Annotated in this window: 19 protein-coding genes; 12 read left to right on the forward strand and 7 right to left on the reverse strand. The window is 65.6% G+C overall.

Features of this window, described 5'->3' with window-relative positions; genetic code table 11:
- Positions 1-406 precede the first annotated feature (406 nt).
- Positions 407-703 carry a hypothetical protein gene (locus E2I15_RS00465; RefSeq protein WP_137483917.1) on the reverse strand — a complete coding sequence of 99 codons (297 nt, stop codon included), beginning with the start codon at positions 701-703 and terminating at the stop codon, positions 407-409.
- 101 nt (positions 704-804) lie between these two features.
- Entirely contained in the window at positions 805-927 is a 123-nt protein-coding gene (locus E2I15_RS39495) for a hypothetical protein (RefSeq protein ID WP_276487561.1), read from the reverse strand.
- Positions 928-1,330: 403 nt separating this feature from the next.
- Here E2I15_RS39495 and E2I15_RS00470 point away from each other — a divergent pair, with 403 nt between their 5' ends.
- Entirely contained in the window at positions 1,331-1,747 is a 417-nt protein-coding gene (locus tag E2I15_RS00470; RefSeq protein ID WP_246668468.1) for a hypothetical protein, read from the forward strand.
- Positions 1,748-1,932: 185 nt separating this feature from the next.
- The gene (locus tag E2I15_RS00475; protein ID WP_422109895.1) at positions 1,933-3,090 is read left to right on the forward strand and encodes an MFS transporter; all 1,158 of its coding nucleotides are present in this window, start codon (positions 1,933-1,935) and stop codon (positions 3,088-3,090) included.
- A 7-nt stretch (positions 3,091-3,097) separates the two neighbouring features.
- On the opposite strand, the gene E2I15_RS00480 is transcribed toward E2I15_RS00475, so the two are convergent.
- Both E2I15_RS00480 and E2I15_RS00485 read right to left on the reverse strand, forming a co-directional pair.
- Positions 3,098-3,502 (reverse strand): DUF4864 domain-containing protein, encoded by a 405-nt coding sequence (locus E2I15_RS00480; protein WP_246668467.1) that lies wholly within the window; start codon positions 3,500-3,502, stop codon positions 3,098-3,100.
- Positions 3,503-3,591: 89 nt separating this feature from the next.
- Positions 3,592-4,140, reverse strand: a complete 549-nt coding sequence (locus E2I15_RS00485; protein ID WP_018273259.1) for a cupin domain-containing protein — start codon at positions 4,138-4,140, stop codon at positions 3,592-3,594.
- A gap of 148 nt (positions 4,141-4,288) precedes the next feature.
- Here E2I15_RS00485 and aptA point away from each other — a divergent pair, with 148 nt between their 5' ends.
- Both aptA and E2I15_RS00495 read left to right on the forward strand, forming a co-directional pair.
- The gene (gene aptA / locus E2I15_RS00490) at positions 4,289-5,617 is read left to right on the forward strand and encodes an omega-aminotransferase AptA (protein WP_137483913.1); all 1,329 of its coding nucleotides are present in this window, start codon (positions 4,289-4,291) and stop codon (positions 5,615-5,617) included.
- Positions 5,618-5,723: 106 nt separating this feature from the next.
- The gene (locus E2I15_RS00495; RefSeq protein ID WP_137483912.1) at positions 5,724-6,989 is read left to right on the forward strand and encodes a D-amino acid dehydrogenase; all 1,266 of its coding nucleotides are present in this window, start codon (positions 5,724-5,726) and stop codon (positions 6,987-6,989) included.
- 23 nt (positions 6,990-7,012) lie between these two features.
- On the opposite strand, the gene E2I15_RS00500 is transcribed toward E2I15_RS00495, so the two are convergent.
- Both E2I15_RS00500 and E2I15_RS00505 read right to left on the reverse strand, forming a co-directional pair.
- A complete protein-coding gene (locus E2I15_RS00500) occupies positions 7,013-10,144 on the reverse strand; it encodes a multidrug efflux RND transporter permease subunit (RefSeq protein ID WP_137483911.1) in 3,132 nt (1,043 codons plus the stop codon).
- A 385-nt stretch (positions 10,145-10,529) separates the two neighbouring features.
- Positions 10,530-10,733 carry a hypothetical protein gene (locus E2I15_RS00505; protein ID WP_038382835.1) on the reverse strand — a complete coding sequence of 68 codons (204 nt, stop codon included), beginning with the start codon at positions 10,731-10,733 and terminating at the stop codon, positions 10,530-10,532.
- A gap of 160 nt (positions 10,734-10,893) precedes the next feature.
- On the opposite strand from E2I15_RS00505, the gene E2I15_RS00510 reads away from it, so the two are divergent.
- The 5 genes from E2I15_RS00510 to E2I15_RS38560 all read left to right on the forward strand — a co-directional run bounded on the left by E2I15_RS00510 (position 10,894) and on the right by E2I15_RS38560 (position 12,943).
- Complete coding sequence (locus E2I15_RS00510; RefSeq protein WP_137483910.1) at positions 10,894-11,235, forward strand: hypothetical protein; 342 nt, start codon at positions 10,894-10,896, stop codon at positions 11,233-11,235.
- 389 nt (positions 11,236-11,624) lie between these two features.
- Entirely contained in the window at positions 11,625-11,810 is a 186-nt protein-coding gene (locus E2I15_RS00515) for a hypothetical protein (protein WP_137483909.1), read from the forward strand.
- 63 nt (positions 11,811-11,873) lie between these two features.
- Positions 11,874-12,065, forward strand: coding sequence for a hypothetical protein (locus E2I15_RS00520; protein WP_137483908.1), 192 nt, complete (start codon positions 11,874-11,876; stop codon positions 12,063-12,065).
- Positions 12,066-12,101: 36 nt separating this feature from the next.
- On the forward strand, positions 12,102-12,290 hold the full coding sequence (locus E2I15_RS00525; RefSeq protein WP_137483907.1) for a hypothetical protein: 189 nt from the start codon (positions 12,102-12,104) through the stop codon (positions 12,288-12,290).
- Positions 12,260-12,943 (forward strand): hypothetical protein, encoded by a 684-nt coding sequence (locus E2I15_RS38560; protein ID WP_196238876.1) that lies wholly within the window; start codon positions 12,260-12,262, stop codon positions 12,941-12,943. The genes E2I15_RS00525 and E2I15_RS38560 overlap by 31 nt, the downstream gene beginning before the upstream one ends.
- A 15-nt stretch (positions 12,944-12,958) precedes the next feature.
- Here E2I15_RS38560 and E2I15_RS00535 read toward each other — a convergent pair whose 3' ends face one another.
- Positions 12,959-13,615, reverse strand: a complete 657-nt coding sequence (locus E2I15_RS00535) for a TetR/AcrR family transcriptional regulator (RefSeq protein ID WP_137483905.1) — start codon at positions 13,613-13,615, stop codon at positions 12,959-12,961.
- Positions 13,616-13,768: 153 nt separating this feature from the next.
- On the opposite strand from E2I15_RS00535, the gene E2I15_RS00540 reads away from it, so the two are divergent.
- The 3 genes from E2I15_RS00540 to E2I15_RS00550 all read left to right on the forward strand — a co-directional run.
- Positions 13,769-14,266: a (2Fe-2S)-binding protein gene (locus tag E2I15_RS00540; RefSeq protein ID WP_137483904.1), complete on the forward strand. Its 498-nt coding sequence runs from the start codon at positions 13,769-13,771 to the stop codon at positions 14,264-14,266.
- A complete protein-coding gene (locus E2I15_RS00545; RefSeq protein WP_137483903.1) occupies positions 14,263-15,309 on the forward strand; it encodes an FAD binding domain-containing protein in 1,047 nt (348 codons plus the stop codon). Before E2I15_RS00540 ends, E2I15_RS00545 begins: the two co-directional genes overlap by 4 nt.
- A 3-nt stretch (positions 15,310-15,312) precedes the next feature.
- Positions 15,313-16,337, forward strand: a 1,025-nt coding sequence (locus E2I15_RS00550; protein ID WP_155262146.1) for a xanthine dehydrogenase family protein molybdopterin-binding subunit, incomplete at its 3' end; no start/stop codon positions are given.

The raw sequence follows: 16,337 nt of genomic DNA on the forward strand, positions 1-16,337 counted from the left end.
TCCCCCGCGACTGGCGGCTGCGGCCGCCAAGCGTCTGCGCGACGGCCGCAGGGCCGCCGTTCCGAAAGTGAGGCACCGCGCTGGCGTTCACGGGGATCTCCGCCCGTTAGACGCGTTCGACGACACTCGACTTCACTCGGCAATTCTTGCCGGGTGTATGGTTAGCAAAGGGTTAATAAGTGGGTTTCGCGCGACCGCACGGGTCGTCGCGGGCGCCGGGCAGGGGGATTCGCGGCTGAGAGCAGGGGTGATACGGCCTCGTGGTTCGAGACGCGCCGCAAGCGGCGCTCCTTATCATGAGGGGCCAGACCAGGATTTTGCCGCAAAACACGGCATCACTGAGGAGCCCGCCGAAGGCGAGCGTCTCGAAGGACGGCCGCAGATGACGCCACCGGGCTTCGCGTCTCTATCTGAGCGCGCCGAGCACGACGCCCGACGCGGCGATGATGCCGAGCGTGATGACGCTGGCGCGCCACAGCAATTGCTGCCGGGCGGCGCGCCGGTCGTGGAAGGCCAGCCAGTCGTGGACAAAGCCCGCGGGGATGTCGAACACCACCGCCGACTTGTTGCGATGGTGCGTCTCATGCTCGCAATACATCGTCCGGACCGTCGGCACGCCCAGCCGCTCGAGCTCGCAATGCCACTCCCAGGCATGCTTGCCGTTGGTCCAGCGATTTTCGAAAGGGACCACGTGTGATTGCATGACGAGCCTCCTGGCTCACCCTGAACCCACATCACCAGCCTAGCTCAAGATGCGGACCGGCGCGAGGTCGGCGTCGGTCGCCTCGCCCGATCACAGCGGCGCTAGTTGGCCGACTGCGTCCATCTGCGCCAATGCGTCGGCTGGATGTCGAGGTGCTTGCTGCCGGCATGGTCGACCCATTCGGCGCCGTCGCGGTGGCACGGGAACATGAGCGCGTGGACCATGCCATCATAATCGAGGACACAGACCTCAAGCTCGCGGTCCGAGGGCGCTGATGCAACGGGTAACCACTCTGCTGACGACGAACGCATGATGACCCTCCGACGGTGTGCGCTTCGATCCTTTAACCTTGCGAACTGCAACCTTGCGAACTGCGCGCCATCCGGCTTGCATGATAGGTCCGGATGGCGGGCCGCCAGTGTGAACCGGTTCGCATTGTAGCAGTTTCTTCGTCAACATGGATCACCGTTCGACTGCCGGTATTCCCGGGTTTGCCGGGAACCGCGGCGGAGGATGAACTTGCCGGGCCCGGCGTCCGACCAAACGCAAATTGAATGTCTTGGTCAGGCATGCCGGATGTCAGAACCGATGCTTCGCAGCATTGCAATGCGTGGCGGATACGCGTTGGTGCGACGCAGCCTTGTCGCAGCCATTTCCGTTTGCTCCATTTGCCTTGCGACAGCCGCGGCCGCCAAGCCGCCCGGCGACGAGGCGGTGATGATCCGCATGATCACCTGCGACGGCGAGGGTGTCCGGATGGAGGTCTATCTGCCGCTCTCGGTCGATCGCCATATGCGGGGCGGACAATCCGTCATCGGCTACTACACGCTCGATCTGACCGACGTGAACAAGGGCAAGCCGCTTGAGCCGGTGCGTGTCACGCTGAGCACCGACCAGAAGACCGTGACCGTCGATCAATACCTTCGGGGCCTGCCGCCGACCCGCATTCCGGTCACCGGCGGCACCGTCGATTTCGACCAGCGGTTCGCAAAGCACGCGAAGTGCGGCCCGTTCCGGTCGCAGGATCCCGATTTCGGCAATTGATCCGGTTCATTTTCCTGTCGCGGGACGCGCCCCGTTGTTCGCGCATGCCTAATCTCTCGGCAATGTGGCTTGACCCGGAGGCAAATGCCGACGAAGTTCCGCCTGCCGTGGTAATTTCTTCTGAATTTTCCCCTGAAGTCGCTACGTTCATTCCCGACTCGCGCCGGGCATGGCTGCGCCTTGTCGTGGCCGTGGTGATCGGCTCGCTCGGCAGCGTCGGCATGTGGTCGGTGGTGGTGGCGCTGCCGGTGGTGCAGACCGACTTCGGCGCGACCCGCGGGACGGCCGCGCTCGCCTTTACCATGGTGATGCTCGGATTCGGCCTCGGCCAGGTCGTGACCGGGAAGATCAGCGACCGCTACGGCATCGTCGCGGCGATCGGCGCCGGGATCGGCATCCTCGGCCTCGGCTATGTCGGCGCCGGCTACGCGCCGTCGATCTGGGCCTTCATCGTGCTGCATTTTGCCATCGGCCTGTCGTCGGCCGCGACCTTCGGCCCGTTGATGGCGGAGGCGTCGCACTGGTTCGAGCGCTACCGTGGTCTCGCGGTCGCGATCGCCGCGAGCGGCAATTACGTCGGCGGTACGGTGTGGCCGCCGCTGGTCAATTTCGGCATGCAGAGTGTCGGCTGGCGCACCACCCATATTGCGATCGGCATCTTCACCGCGATCGCGATGCTGCTCGCACTCATGGTGCTGCGCGTGTTGATGGGCGCGGCAACCAGGCGCAGCCATGTCAACGCGGCACCGCCGCGGGTCGACCTCAAGCTTTCCACCAACGCGCTGACCGCGATCCTGTCGCTCGCGTCGATTTCCTGCTGCGTGGCGATGTCGATGCCGCAGGTCCATATCGTCGCCTATTGCGGCGATCTCGGCTACGGCGTGGCGCGCGGCGCCGAGATGCTGTCGCTGATGCTCGGCTTCGGCATCATCAGCCGGATCGGCTCCGGCTTCCTGGCCGACCGGATCGGCGGCATCCGCACCCTCTTGATCGGCTCGATCGCACAAGGCGCGGCGCTATTGTTCTATCTGTTCTTCGACAGCCTGACCTCGCTCTACATCATCTCGGCGATGTTCGGCCTGTTCCAGGGCGGCATCGTGCCGAGCTACGCGATCATCGTGCGTGAGGCGATGCCGGCGTCGGAGGCCGCGACGCGGATCGGCATCGTGATTTTCGCCTCGGTGTTCGGCATGTCCTTTGGCGGCTGGATCTCCGGCGTGATCTTCGACGCCGCCGGCTCCTATGCCGCCGCCTTCGCCAACGGCCTCGCGTGGAATCTGCTCAATGTCAGCATCATCGTGCTGCTCATGATGCGGGCGCGGCAGCGGGTGGCGCTGGCGTAATTCTCGATCACACCGACTGGCCGGCCTTGAGCAATGAGCAGCCGGTGATCTTCAGGCTGCCGTCGGCTTGCCGCTCCAACGTGTAGAGCGCCTCCCACGCCTCGCCATTGGCGTCGACGATATGGACGCGCTGCGCGATCCGGTCGCCGTCGCTGCGCGCCTCGCCGAACTCGAAGCTTCTGTGTCGATAGACCGGCGCGTATTGGTTCTGCACCATCGACATGAAGATGTCGGCTTGCGGAAAGATTTGCCGGATCGCGGGCGCGGCATGGGAATAGGCCGCCGCGGCGTCGTCGCGGCCGAACGCCTGCTCCTGCGCGCGGATCACGGCCTGCGCGGCGCCGACGTCGCCGGCCGCGGCCGGCGAGGCGAGGGCGAACAGAATGGCGGCAATGAAGGCGATCGCGTGCATGCGCGGCTCCATCTCGGATACGAGCAGATACGCATCCTAGCACACGCCGGTTTCGGCCGGTCGGACGTCGCCTGCCGCGCGCGCCGGGTTCAAAATGTCGGCGGCGTGCAGGCCGAGATCACCTCGCACGGCTTGGCGCCGATGCAGCGGAAGCGGTGCGGGCGGCGGCTTTCGAAGTAATAGGCGTCGCCGGCGTTGAGCACCCGGCGCTCATCGTCGACCGTGACCTCGAGCCGGCCCGAGACCACGATGCCGCCTTCCTCGCCCTCATGCACCAGCGGCACCCGGCCGGTGTCGCTGCCGGGCTCGTAGCGCTCTTTCAGGATCTGCAACGCCCGGCCGAACAGACTGTCGCCGATCTGCAGGTAGGAGATCGGCTTCTTGCCGATCTCGGTCAGCTCGTCGGCGCGATAGAACGCCTTGCGCGGCCGCTCCGGCTCGATCGCGAAGAATTCGGCGAGTCCCATCGGAATTCCGTCGAGGATGCGCTTGAGGGCGCCGACCGACGGGTTCATCTGGTTGGATTCGATCAGCGAAATCGTCGAATTGGTCACGCCGGAGCGCTTGGCGAGCTCGCGCTGCGACAGCTTGTGCCGCGCGCGGATGAATCGAAGCCGACCGCCGATGTCGACGCTCATGACAAGTCCCTGTTGCAGGTGTTGCGGATCGAACAAATCTTGGCAGAGCGCCTCAATAAGATCAATGGCTTGCGGTGCGGCAGAAAAGGACTTGTTGAGTGCCTGGAAGAGTGGTCCGACTAGCATCAGTCAGCAATGGAGCGCCGCCGTGACCGTTCATCAGATTCCGAACACCATCAAGACCGACTCGTTCTGGATGCCATTCACGGCCAACCGGCAGTTCAAAAAGGCGCCGCGGCTGTTCTCCTCCGCTAAGGGCATGTACTACACCTCGGTCGACGGCCGGCAGGTGATCGACGGCTCCGCCGGTCTGTGGTGCGTCAACGCCGGCCACGGCCGCCCGCAGATCGCGGCCGCGGTCGAGCGGCAGTTGTCGACGCTGGACTTCGCACCCTCGTTCAACATGGGCCACCCGCTGGCGTTCGATTTCGCCGAGCGGCTCGCCGAGATCGCCCCGAAGGGGCTGGATCGCGTCTTCTTCACCAATTCGGGCTCTGAATCGGTCGATACCGCGCTGAAGATCGCGCTGGCCTATCACCGCGCCGCCGGCCAGCCGACCCGCACCCGTCTGATCGGCCGCGAGCGCGGCTATCACGGCGTCGGCTTCGGCGGCATGTCGGTCGGCGGCATGGTCGCCAACCGCCGCCAGTTCGCCACCCATCTGCCCGGCGTCGACCACATCCGTCATACCCATGATCTCGCCCGCAACGCCTTCGCCAAGGATCAGCCGGAGCACGGCGCCGAGCTCGCCGACGATGTCGAGCGGATGGTGGCGCTGCATGGCGCCGACACCATCGCGGCGGTGATCGTCGAGCCCGTGCCGGGCTCGACCGCGGTGCTGCCGGCGCCGAAGGGCTATCTGCAGCGCCTGCGCGAGCTCTGCACCAAGCACGGCATCCTGCTGATCTTCGACGAGGTCATCACCGGCTTCGGCCGCCTCGGCACCCCGTTCGCCGCCAACTTCTACGGCGTGACGCCCGACATGATGACGACTGCGAAGGGCATCACCAACGGCACCGTGCCGTGCGGCGCGGTGTTCACCAGCCGCCAGATCCACGACGGGCTGATGGTTGGCCCGGACAACGCCATGGAGCTGTTCCACGGCTACACCTATTCGGCGCATCCGGTGGCCTGCGCGGCGGGTCTTGCCACGCTCGACATCTACAAGGACGAAGCTCTGCTGACCCGCGGCACCTCGCTCGCCGACTACTGGCGCGATGCCCTGCATTCGCTGAAGGGCCTTCCGAACGTGGTCGACATCCGCAACCAGGGCCTGATGGGCGCGGTCGAAGTCGCGCCGCGCGATGGCGCCGTCGGCGCGCGCGGCTACGACATCATGGTCGACTGCTTCAACCGCGGCCTATACTTCCGCATGAGCGGCGACTCGCTGGCATTGTCGCCGCCCCTGATCGTCGAGAAGTCGCATATCGACGACATCGTCTCGATCCTCGGCGACTCCATCAAGCGCGTGGCCTGATAATTGCTAGCTAGATATTAGCTAGCTCTACAAATTGCTGTCGCCGTTGCGGAGCAGAGTGGTTTCGCAGCGGCGATTGCGTTTTCGCTGCAGGATGTGAGGAAAAGTGAAGGTCCTTGTTCTCGGCAGTGGCGTGATCGGCGTCACCTCTGCCTATTACCTTGCGCGCGCCGGCCACGAGGTGACGGTGATCGACCGTCAGCCGAAGCCCGCGCTGGAAACCTCCTTTGCCAATGCCGGCGAAGTGTCGCCCGGATACTCATCGCCCTGGGCCGGCCCCGGCGTGCCCGTCAAGGCGGTGAAGTGGCTGTTGATGAAGCACGGCCCGCTGGTGATCCGCCCCAAGCTCGATCCCGTGATGTGGTTCTGGCTCTTGAAGATGCTGCGCAACTGCACCACGGCGCGCTACGCGGTGAACAAGAGCCGGATGATCCCGATCGCGGAATACAGCCGCGACTGCCTGCAGGCGCTGCGTAGCGAGATCGGCATCCGCTATGACGAGCGTGCGCGCGGCACGCTGCAGCTGTTTCGCGAGCAGGCCCAGCTCGATCACACCGGCGACGACATCGCGGTGCTGAAGCAATACGGCGTGCCGTTCGAGGTGCTCGGCCGCGAGGGCTGCATCGCCGCCGAGCCCGCGCTGGCCGGCGTGAAGGAAAAGTTCGCCGGCGGGCTGCGGCTGCCGCATGACGAGACCGGCGACTGCCATATGTTCACGCAGGCCCTGGCGCTGGAAGCCGAGAAGCTCGGCGTGCGCTTCAACTTCAATGTCGGCATCGACGCCCTGAATGCGGACACGGCGCGGATCACCGGCGTCGCGACCAGCGCCGGGATGATGACGGCGGACGCCTATGTGCTGGCGCTCGGCAGCTATTCGCCGATCCTGCTGCGGCCGCTCGGCATCTCGCTGCCGGTCTATCCGGTCAAGGGCTATTCGATCACCGTGCCGATCAAGGACGCGTCCGGCGCGCCGGAATCGACCGTGATGGACGAGAGCTACAAGGTCGCGATCACCCGGCTCGGCGATCGCATCCGGGTCGGCGGCACCGCGGAGATCTCGGGCTATTCGACCAAGCTCTACGCCGCACGACGCGCGACGCTGGATCATTCGCTGACCGACCTGTTTCCGCGCGGCGGCGACCTTCCCAGGGCCACCTTCTGGTGCGGGCTGCGTCCGATGACGCCGGACGGCCCGCCGGTGATCGGCGCGACGCGCTTTGCCAATCTGCACCTCAACACCGGCCACGGCACGCTGGGCTGGACCATGGCTTGCGGCTCCGGCCGGGTGCTGGCGGACATGCTTTCGGGCAAGCAGCCCGAGATCGACACCAGGGAGCTGTCGATCAAGCGCTACGATGTCAGGTTCGGTTAGACCTCATCGTCGCACGCGAGCTCCTATTCGGCGGCGTTCTTCACGGGCGGTTCGACATCGTCGTCTCGCTTCGTTGCCGTCCAGTTCGACAGCGCATTCGAGAATCGGTCGAGGTAGAGATAGACGACCGGCGTGGTGAACAGCGTGAGCGCCTGGCTCACGATCAGGCCACCGACCATCGCATAGCCGAGTGGCTGGCGGATTTCCGATCCGGTTCCGGTGCCCAGCATCAGCGGGAGACCGCCGAGCAAGGCCGCCATCGTCGTCATCATGATCGGGCGGAAGCGCAGCAGGGCCGCTTTCCGGATCGATTCACGCGGCGACAGATGCTCCTCGCGTTCGGCGGCGATCGCGAAGTCGACCATCATAATGCCGTTCTTCTTCACGATTCCGATCAAGAGGATGATGCCGATCAGCGCGATCAGGCTGAAATCGAACCCGAACGCCATCAGGATCGCCAGCGCGCCGACTCCGGCCGACGGCAGCGTCGAAAGGATCGTCAGCGGATGGATGTAGCTCTCATAGAGTATGCCGAGGATCAGATAGACCACGACCAGCGCGGCCAGGATCAGCAGCGGCACCGAGCTCAATGATTGCTGGAAGGCCTGCGCGGTGCCCTGGAAGCTCGAGCTGAGCGTGGCTGGAGCACCGAGATCGGCGACGGCACTCTGGATCGCATCGGTGGCCTGGCCGAGCGCCACTCCTTGCGCGAGGTTGAAACTGATCGTGGTCGCAGGAAACTGCCCCTGGTGCGCGATCGCGAGCGGGCGCACCGGAATCGTGGTCCACTTGCAGAACACGGAGAGCGGCACCTCGTCCCCCGTCGTCGGCGACTTGATGTAGATCTTGTTGAGCGTGTCGAGCTTGCCCTGCAATTCGGGGAGGATCTCCAGGATGACGTGGTAGCTGTTGAGCTGGGTGAAGTATTGGGTCACCTGGCGCTGGCCGAACGCGTCGTACAGGGTGTCGTCGATCAGTTGCGGCTGGATGCCGAAGCGCGACGCGGTGTCGCGATCGATGGTCAGCGTCAGCGTCGTTCCCTCGGTCTGCTGGTCAGTGGCGACGTCGCGCAATTCGGGCAAAGTCTTCATCCTGGCCAGAATCTTCGGCGCCCATTCGTTCAGCTCGTCGAGCTTCGCGTCTTGCAGCGTGTATTCGAATTGGGTCCGCGTGGCGCGGCCGCCGAGCCGGACGTCCTGGGAGGCCTGCATGTACAGGCGTGCTCCCTCGACGGCCTCGAGCTTCGGCCGCAACCGTTCGATGATCTGCTGCGCGCTCGCGTCGCGCTCCTCGCGCGGCTTCAGCGTGATGTACATGCGACCCGAATTGAGCGCGGTGCCGCCGCCGCCGATGAACTCGGCCATGCTCTCGACCGCGGGATCAGCCCGGACGATGCTGCTGAGTTCTTCCTGATGCCGCTTCATGTCGGCAAACGAGATGTCCTGGGCCATCTGCGACACGGCGATCAGGAATCCGTTGTCCTGCTGCGGGAAGAATCCCTTGGGAATGATCACGAACAGGTAGACCGACAGTGCCAGCGTGGCGAAGAAGATGCATAGCGTGGTCCGGCTCCAGCGGAGCGCCAGATCGAGGCCCCGTTGATAGCCATTCAGCATCCTGTCGAATGCCGCTTCGCTCCATTGGTAGAGCCGGCCGTGCCTGGTTTCGCCGTGCGCGCGCAGAAAGCGCGATGCCATCATCGGCGTCAGCGTCAGCGACACCACCAGGGAGACGAAAATCGCCATCGCCAGGGTCACCGCAAACTCGCGAAACAGCCGGCCGATGACGCCGCCCATCAGGAGCAGCGGGATCAGCACCGCGACCAATGAAATGCTGATCGACAGGATCGTGAATCCGATCTCGCCGGCGCCCTGGAACGCCGCGGCGAGCGGCCGGGCACCCTGCTCGACGTATCGCGTGATGTTTTCCAGCATGACGATGGCGTCGTCGACCACGAAGCCGACCGCAATGGTCAGTGCCATCAGCGAAAGATTGTCGAGCGTATAGCCGAACACCCACATCAGTGCGCAGGCGCCGAGCAGCGCGAGCGGCACTGTCACGGCCGGGATCACCGTGGCCCAGAAGCTGCGCAGGAACAGGAAGATCACCATGACGACCAGGACGATGGTGATCAGCAGCGTGATCTGCACGTCCTCGACGGCGGCGCGGATGGTCAATGTCCGGTCGCTGATGATCTTGATCTTGATGGCGGGCGAGATGGCGGCCATGAGTCTCGGAAGTTGCTCCTTGATCCGGTCGACCGTTCCGATGATGTTGGCACCGGGTTGCTTGAAGATGACGAGGAACACGCCGCGTTGGCCATCCGCCCAGGCGGCCTGCTTCATGTCCTCCGGCGCCGCGACCGCCCGACCGATGTCGCGAATCCGCAACGGGCCGCCGTTGCGGTAGGCGATGATGACGTCATTCCAGTCCTTGGCCTCCACCAGTTGATCGTTGGCGTAGATCGTGTAGGCGCGCGTCGCGCCGTCGATGTTGCCCTTCGGACCATCGACCGTCGTAATGGCGATCTGGCTGCGGATATCTTCCAGCGAGAGCCCCTTGGCGACCAGCTTGGCGGGATCGACCTGCACGCGGATCGCGGGCTTCTGCTGTCCGCCGATGAATACCTGGGCGACGCCCGAAATCTGGCTGATCTGCTGCCCGAGCTGGGCGTCGACCGCATCGCTCACCTTGATCAGCGGCAGGGTGTCTGAGGTCGCCGACAATATGAGGATGGGCGAGTCCGCCGGGTTGACCTTGCGGTAGATCGGGGGCGTCGGCAGGTTCTTGGGCAACTGACCGCCCGCGGCATTGATCGCCGCCTGGACATCATTGGCGGCTCCGTCGATGCTGCGGTTCAGATCGAACTGAATGGTGACCGCGGTCGAGCCGAGCGAGCTCGTCGAGGTCATTTGAGCGATGCCCGGAATCTGCGCGAATTGCCGCTCCAGCGGCTGCGCGACGGAGGACGCCATGGTTTCCGGGCTGGCGCCGGGCAAGCTTGCGGAGATCTGGATGGTCGGAAAGTCGACTTGCGGCAGCGGTGCGACCGGCAACAGCGGATAGGCGACCATTCCGACGAACAGGAGGCCGGCCATCAGCAGTGAGGTGCCGATCGGGTAGCGGATAAACGGAGATGAGATGCTCTCGTTCATTTCCGGAGTCCAAATGAACGGCAGGCGCATCTTTTCCCGGATGTCGGGAGTCGTCCTCGAAAGCTCGAGCGCGAACGCGCGTTTTCCTCGCCATGGCCAATCGGCAGATCGCGGAGTTGGCCTTCGCGTCTACCTGTTTTTTGCCAGCATAATCATTGTTGAGGACGGCGCGCGAATGGAAACGTCGGGCCTCCCATTCGACGTTCGTTCAATGGCCGGAATTCGCGTGTCGTTATCGCCGTTTGGGAAGCGTCAAGCATGACCTTGGCGTCAAATATGTCGCGGGACGACATATTATTGCGCGCCCGGTTGGCTCGACGCCACCAAGTGCGGTCATGATCATTCAGGCGCGGCTTGTCCGGTGCAACTTGCTCGTGCAACGGTCCTAGGCGATGTCGAACTCGTCCTGCATTGCCGTCACGGTGGCGCGAAGCTCTCTTTCCTTTGCCTCATCCAGCGCGGTCTCGCGCGTGCCGCCAAGATCCCAGCTCGGCGTGTAGCCCTTGAGCCGGATCAGTTTCAGGCCTGTGACACCGGATCGTCTTTCCAGCTCGGCCGTGATCTCGTGCTGCATCTGAAGTGTCTTCATGCGGGGAGCATCTCCGGAGCGTTCGTTCTCCGGCCTAACAAGGCCAGCCAGTTCGAGTTCCTCGCGCCGCGCGGAAGGCCGCTCCATCCTGCGGCGATGGCTTAGGAACGCCCGCCTTGCGGAACACGTTGCTCCGGTCCGAACCAGGAAAGGATTTCGCATGAAGAAACTGGCAACGATCGGTCTCGCAGCGGCGGTGATGCTGTCGACTTCGTTCGCCTTCGCGCAGGGTGGCGGGGGCGGCGGCGCCGCTGGCGGTTCGGCGGGCGGCGCGAGCGCGGGGCCGGGCGGTTCGGGTACGGGAACCGGTACCGGAGGCACCACCGGCATGGGCCAGGGCTCGGGAATGAGCAATCCACCCGGCAGCACCACCGGCAACATGAACAACCCGGGCACCTCGACGCCGAACTACTGGACCGACCCGAACAACAATTCCGCGACCGGGACCGGGACGTCGAACCTGCCCGGCAACAACAGCGGAACGCGGACCAATCCGCGATGATAGCGAAAGCCCCGCCTCAGCGCGGGGTTTTTCGTTATACGCGCGATGGCCCAATGAAAAAGCCCGGCACGATGGCCGGGCTGAATCGCGAATATGAACAGATATGTATGTACCAGGCTTGGCAATGCGACGATCTAACCGAATGGCAATCTGATCGTCTGTGCACTTTAGCACACTAGCGCGGCCTCTGAGTTCAGCTCACGCGTTGCCACCTACCGCCGCCATCGCACCCGGCCGCGGGCTTATGCGGCTCATATGCCGCGGAGCCTGAGGCGCTCTCGAATTCATATCCCCCCAGAAGATATTGAGCCGAATGCAAGCGCTGCCGCGGACGCCAGGCCGCCAAGGCTCGGCCGGACGCGTGTGAGCGAACGGGAACAGGTGATGTCATGTCTTTTCAGATTGCTACCGGCGACCGGATCATCGAGCCGATGATCGCGCTTGCCGGTTGCTCGACGCAACAGCGCATTGTCGTGGCCGGCACGAGGAGCATGGAGTTGATGTTGGAACTGCAGCGGCGCGGCTATGAGCGCGCGGCGGCGTCGGGCAATTGCGGCCGCCCGGCCGGTCAGTAAGACGTCGCGCTGGTCGATTGGCGGCGCCGCACGCTTCTCGCACTCTCGCCGGCGTTGGACTGGTTGACGAATTTCCTCAGCGCCCGCGCGGTGCTGGTGGTGTGGGTCGATGCGCAGAAAGCCTCGGCCAACCAAAGCCTGCGGGCGTCGCTGGAGCGACGCGGCTTCGTCGTCGAGCAGGGCATCGTGCATCAATGCGGCTGCGCGCTGTCGGCGCGGCGGTCGCAAGCCCATCCGCTGCAGCTGGCCGCGTGACGCGCAGAACGCGGCTTATCGCGAAGGGAAATCGCCATGTCCAAGGTGCGACGCGCCGTGATCCGCGAATGGATGTTGCTGGCGCGCGAAAAACGGCAGTCCAGCGAGCAGGCGGCCGCCTTTGCAAGGGCGGCGCTGCAGCGGCACGACCTGCCGCGCAGCAGCCGGCGGACACCGTATGAAATCATCATGCGGTGGCTGCGGCCACGCACCGGACGTCCTTGAGCGGTGGCCGCCGCCGCGGTTGGGCGGGCGCCAATCAACAGCAGAGCGATCGATGCGTGCCCGTCAGTTTGAGCTGTCTCCGCATGCGCCTCGCGGCGCGGAAGATCTTGTTGCCGAAATCGCAAGGTCAACGTCCGACGCTGCGGCGCGCAGCGCCGCGGCGCTCGCGCTGGTGTGTTGCGACATCATTGCGGGCGAGGGACCCACGATGGCCGGCCGGGCGCATTTCTCGCGAACGATCGACGCCGCCGACGCCGCGCTATGTGCGCGCATCCTCTGTGTCGCCGGTCGCGCCGGAAATTCGGTCACTCGCGCCGAAGCCGACGCGCTTGTTCGCGATCGACGCGGTCGGGAGCGAACGGGTCGATGACGGACGTTTCGACGACCTGCTTGCCAAGGCGGTGCTGCATCATCTGATGGGCGCTGCCGGCGTAACCATTCCCGGCCGCGAACGGGCGCTGGCTCGCGACAATCCACTGGATAGCTGGGGATCGGCGATCGTGCTGGCTGCGGAGCCGCGATCCTGGCTTGCGGGTCATCTTGACTGGATGAAGCCGTCATCGCCCGCCGCGCGCACCATCGATGCGGTGCTTCATGTCAATCCGGCAGGACCCCGGCTGCCGCTCGGCATTCTCTTCAACATGGCGGCCTGAACAGGTCTCGCCGGGTCAGCGCGCCGGCTTGGCTTTCTGCCGCGCCGGCTTTGGCCTCTCCGACTTCGTCATCGTGACTGCCGGCTGCACCCGCAAACCGTCCACGAACACATCCAACAGCCGCAGCGCGGTGGTCTGCCAGCCGGGCTGGTCGTGCATGTAGCACATGCCGATCAGCGCCCGCAGCACGTCCTCGGCGCTGATGTCGTTGCGGATCGCGCCGGCCGCGACCGCGCGCGCCAGCAGGGTGCCGATCGCCTTGGTCAGGCGGTCGAACGAATAGGCGTGCAATTCGGTCGAGCCGTGCGCGACCAGCGCCAGTGCCGCGACCATGCCCTTCTTGGTGGCGACGAATTCGACATTGGCGCGCAGCCAGCGCCGCAGCGCCTCGACCGGCTCGGGCGCGCATTGCAGTTGCTCGGCCAGATCGCCGAGCTGCTCGACCTCGCGGCGATAGACCGCCTCATAGAGCGCCTCGCGGGTCGGAAAGTGGCGATAGAGCGTGCCGATGCCGACGCCGGCGTGGCGCGCCACCGCCTCGAGGCTCGCCTCGCTGCCGCCGGCCGAGAATACGACCTTGGCCGCTTCCAGCACGCGCTCGCGGTTGCGCACGGCGTCGGCGCGCGGCTTGCGTGCAATTTCTGGTGATCGACCGGCCACTAGTTTTTTCATTGGCTTTTTCTTTTCACCCTCCCTTGTAAACGGAGGATGCCTCCGTATATGGCGACCAGCACCGGACCTGACAAGGCGCGCCGATCCTGCATCGGCGGCCACAGGTTTCCGTTGCCTCGATTCAACCCGACCATACACGGATCGGAGCCCTGCATGAATCTCCCACTCAGCCTCACCATCAACGGTGTCCGCCGGGAAATTGCCCTCGACGACCCCCGCGTTACCCTGCTCGACCTGTTGCGCGAGCGCCTCGATCTCACCGGTACCAAGAAGGGATGCGACCGCGGCCAGTGCGGCGCGTGCACCGTCCTGGTCGACGGCCGCCGCATCAATTCCTGCCTCGCGCTCGCCGTCAGCCATGACGGCGCCGAGATCACAACCATCGAAGGCGTCGCGCGCGGCGACCAGCTGCATCCGGTGCAGGCCGCCTTCATCGCCCATGACGGCTTCCAGTGCGGATTCTGCACGCCAGGCCAGATCATGAGCGGCATCGGCCTGATCCAGGAAGGCCAGGCCGGCGACGATCCGGAGCGCGTGCGCGAATGCATGAGCGGCAATCTGTGCCGCTGCGGGGCCTATCAAGGAATCACCGAGGCCGTGCTCGAGGCGCAGGCCGGCATCAACGCGACCAGGCAGAGGCGCTCCGCATGATGAACTTCGACTATGTCAGGCCGGCCAGCGTCGCGGACGCGATCGCGGCGGCATCCGAAAAGGGCGCGAGCTATCTCGCCTCCGGCACCAATCTGCTCGACCTGATGAAGGGCGGCGTCAGCCGGCCGAGCCTTCTAGTCGACGTCACGCGTCTGCCGGGGCTCGACCGCATCGAGCATCTGGCTGACGGCGGCCTGCAAATCGGCGCGCTGGTGCGCAATGCCGATCTCGCGCATGACGCGGAGTTTGCGCGCAACTATCCGGCGGTCGCCGAGGCGTTGCTGTCGGGCGCGTCCGCCCAGCTGCGCAATGCCGCGACCGTCGGCGGCAATCTGATGCAGCGAACACGGTGTGCCTATTTCTACGACGCCGGCAGCGCCTGCAACCGGCGCTGGCCGGGCGCCGGCTGCGACGCGCTGAAGGGCGAGAACCGCCTGCACGCGGTGCTTGGCTGGAGCGAGGGCTGCATCGCGACCCATCCGTCGGATTTCTGCGTGCCGCTGGTCGCGTTCGACGCCGTCGTCGAGATCGAGGGCAAGACCGGCCGGCGCGAGCTGCCGCTCGAGGCGCTGCACCGTCTGCCGGGCGAGACGCCGGAGCGCGAGACCGCGCTGGAGCGCGGCGACCTGATCGTCGCGCTGCGGCTGCCGGCCGAAGCGCAAGGCTTCTCCGGGCATGCGCGCTACATCAAGGTGCGCGAGCGCACGTCCTATGCGTTCGCCGTGGTCTCGGCTGCGGCCGGCTTGCGCATCGAGGATGGAAAAATCCGCGAGGCGCGGCTTGCGCTCGGCGGCGTCGCGGCAAAGCCGTGGCGGGCGCGCGAGGCCGAGGAGGTGCTCGCGGGCGCCGCGCCGGATGCGGCTAGCTATCGCGAGGCGGCGCGCGCCGCGCTCGCGGGCGCAAAACCGTCCGGCGACAACGCTTTCAAGATCGAGCTCGCGCAGCGCATCGTCGTGCGCGCGCTCACACTTGCTGCCGCAGGCACGCCGGATCGCATTCCCGCGCTGCCGGGCTCTCCCTTCTCATCCGTTGCAGGAGCGTAACGCATGACGGCTGAACTCAATCTCACCCGCGACCCCGCCCATGTCAGGCACGGCTCGAATATCGGCCAGCCGCTGACCCGCACCGACGGTACCCTGAAGGTCACCGGCAAGGCGCGCTATGCCGCGGACAATCATCCGCCCGGCATGGTCTATGCCGTGATCGCGACCAGCTGCATCGCGCGCGGCCGCGTCACCGCGCTCGACGTCACTGCCGCCAGGCGCCACCCCGGCGTCCTCGACGTGATGACGCCGGCGCACAAGCCGGAGCTTGCCGAAGACCCCGACGCCAAGGGCAATCCGTTCGCCTTCCGCATGGAGCTCTTGCAGAGCGACGAGGTGCGCTACGCCAACCAGGCGATCGCGGTCGTGATCGCCGAGACGCTGGAGGCCGCCACCGAAGGCGCGGCGCTACTGTCGCCGCGCTATCAGGTCGAGATCGCGCGCGTCGGCCTCGACGCCGGCGAAGCCTATACGCCTCCGGTGGTCGGCATCGGCAATCCCGCCGAGGTCCGCCACGGCGATATCGACGCGGGCCTTGCCGCGGCATCGAAGCGGATCGACGCAACCTACGAGACACCCGCGCAGTATCACAACGCGATGGAGCCCCACGCGATCGTCGCGGTGTGGGACGGCGATCGCCTGTTCCTCGACACGCCGAGCCAGGGCATGGCGATGGCGCAGATGCGGATCGGCGGCCTGTTCGGCATTCCGCCCGGCAATATCCACATCAACAGCCCGTTCCTCGGCGGCGGCTTCGGCTCCAAGGGCCTGGTCTCCGGGCCGCAGGTGCTCGGCATCATGGCGGCGAAGCTGGTCGGACGTCCGGTCAAGCTGGTGCTGCGGCGGAGCCAGATGTACGGCCCGGTCGGCCATCGACCGCAGACCCGCCAGCGCATCCGGATCGGCACTGGTGACGACGGCCTGCTGACCGCGCTCGATCACGAGGCGCGCGTCACGACGTCGAGCTTCGACGATTTCTACGAGCCGGCGGCGGACGCCTCGCATACGCTCTATGCAAGCCCGGCAAT

The organism is Bradyrhizobium sp. BR2003 (assembly GCF_009720285.1).
GTDB lineage: Bacteria > Pseudomonadota > Alphaproteobacteria > Rhizobiales > Xanthobacteraceae > Bradyrhizobium > Bradyrhizobium elkanii.

Coding starts and splice junctions, on each gene's coding strand:
- E2I15_RS00465 (WP_137483917.1), bottom strand. CDS start 703: ATGCAATCACACGTGGTCCCTTTCGAAAATCGCTGGACCAACGGCAAG.
- E2I15_RS39495 (WP_276487561.1), bottom strand. CDS start 927: ATGGTCCACGCGCTCATGTTCCCGTGCCACCGCGACGGCGCCGAATGG.
- E2I15_RS00480 (WP_246668467.1), bottom strand. CDS start 3,502: ATGCACGCGATCGCCTTCATTGCCGCCATTCTGTTCGCCCTCGCCTCG.
- E2I15_RS00485 (WP_018273259.1), bottom strand. CDS start 4,140: ATGAGCGTCGACATCGGCGGTCGGCTTCGATTCATCCGCGCGCGGCAC.
- E2I15_RS00500 (WP_137483911.1), bottom strand. CDS start 10,144: ATGAACGAGAGCATCTCATCTCCGTTTATCCGCTACCCGATCGGCACC.
- E2I15_RS00505 (WP_038382835.1), bottom strand. CDS start 10,733: ATGAAGACACTTCAGATGCAGCACGAGATCACGGCCGAGCTGGAAAGA.
- E2I15_RS00510 (WP_137483910.1), top strand. CDS start 10,894: ATGAAGAAACTGGCAACGATCGGTCTCGCAGCGGCGGTGATGCTGTCG.
- E2I15_RS00515 (WP_137483909.1), top strand. CDS start 11,625: ATGTCTTTTCAGATTGCTACCGGCGACCGGATCATCGAGCCGATGATC.
- E2I15_RS00525 (WP_137483907.1), top strand. CDS start 12,102: ATGTCCAAGGTGCGACGCGCCGTGATCCGCGAATGGATGTTGCTGGCG.
- E2I15_RS00535 (WP_137483905.1), bottom strand. CDS start 13,615: ATGAAAAAACTAGTGGCCGGTCGATCACCAGAAATTGCACGCAAGCCG.
- E2I15_RS00540 (WP_137483904.1), top strand. CDS start 13,769: ATGAATCTCCCACTCAGCCTCACCATCAACGGTGTCCGCCGGGAAATT.
- E2I15_RS00545 (WP_137483903.1), top strand. CDS start 14,263: ATGATGAACTTCGACTATGTCAGGCCGGCCAGCGTCGCGGACGCGATC.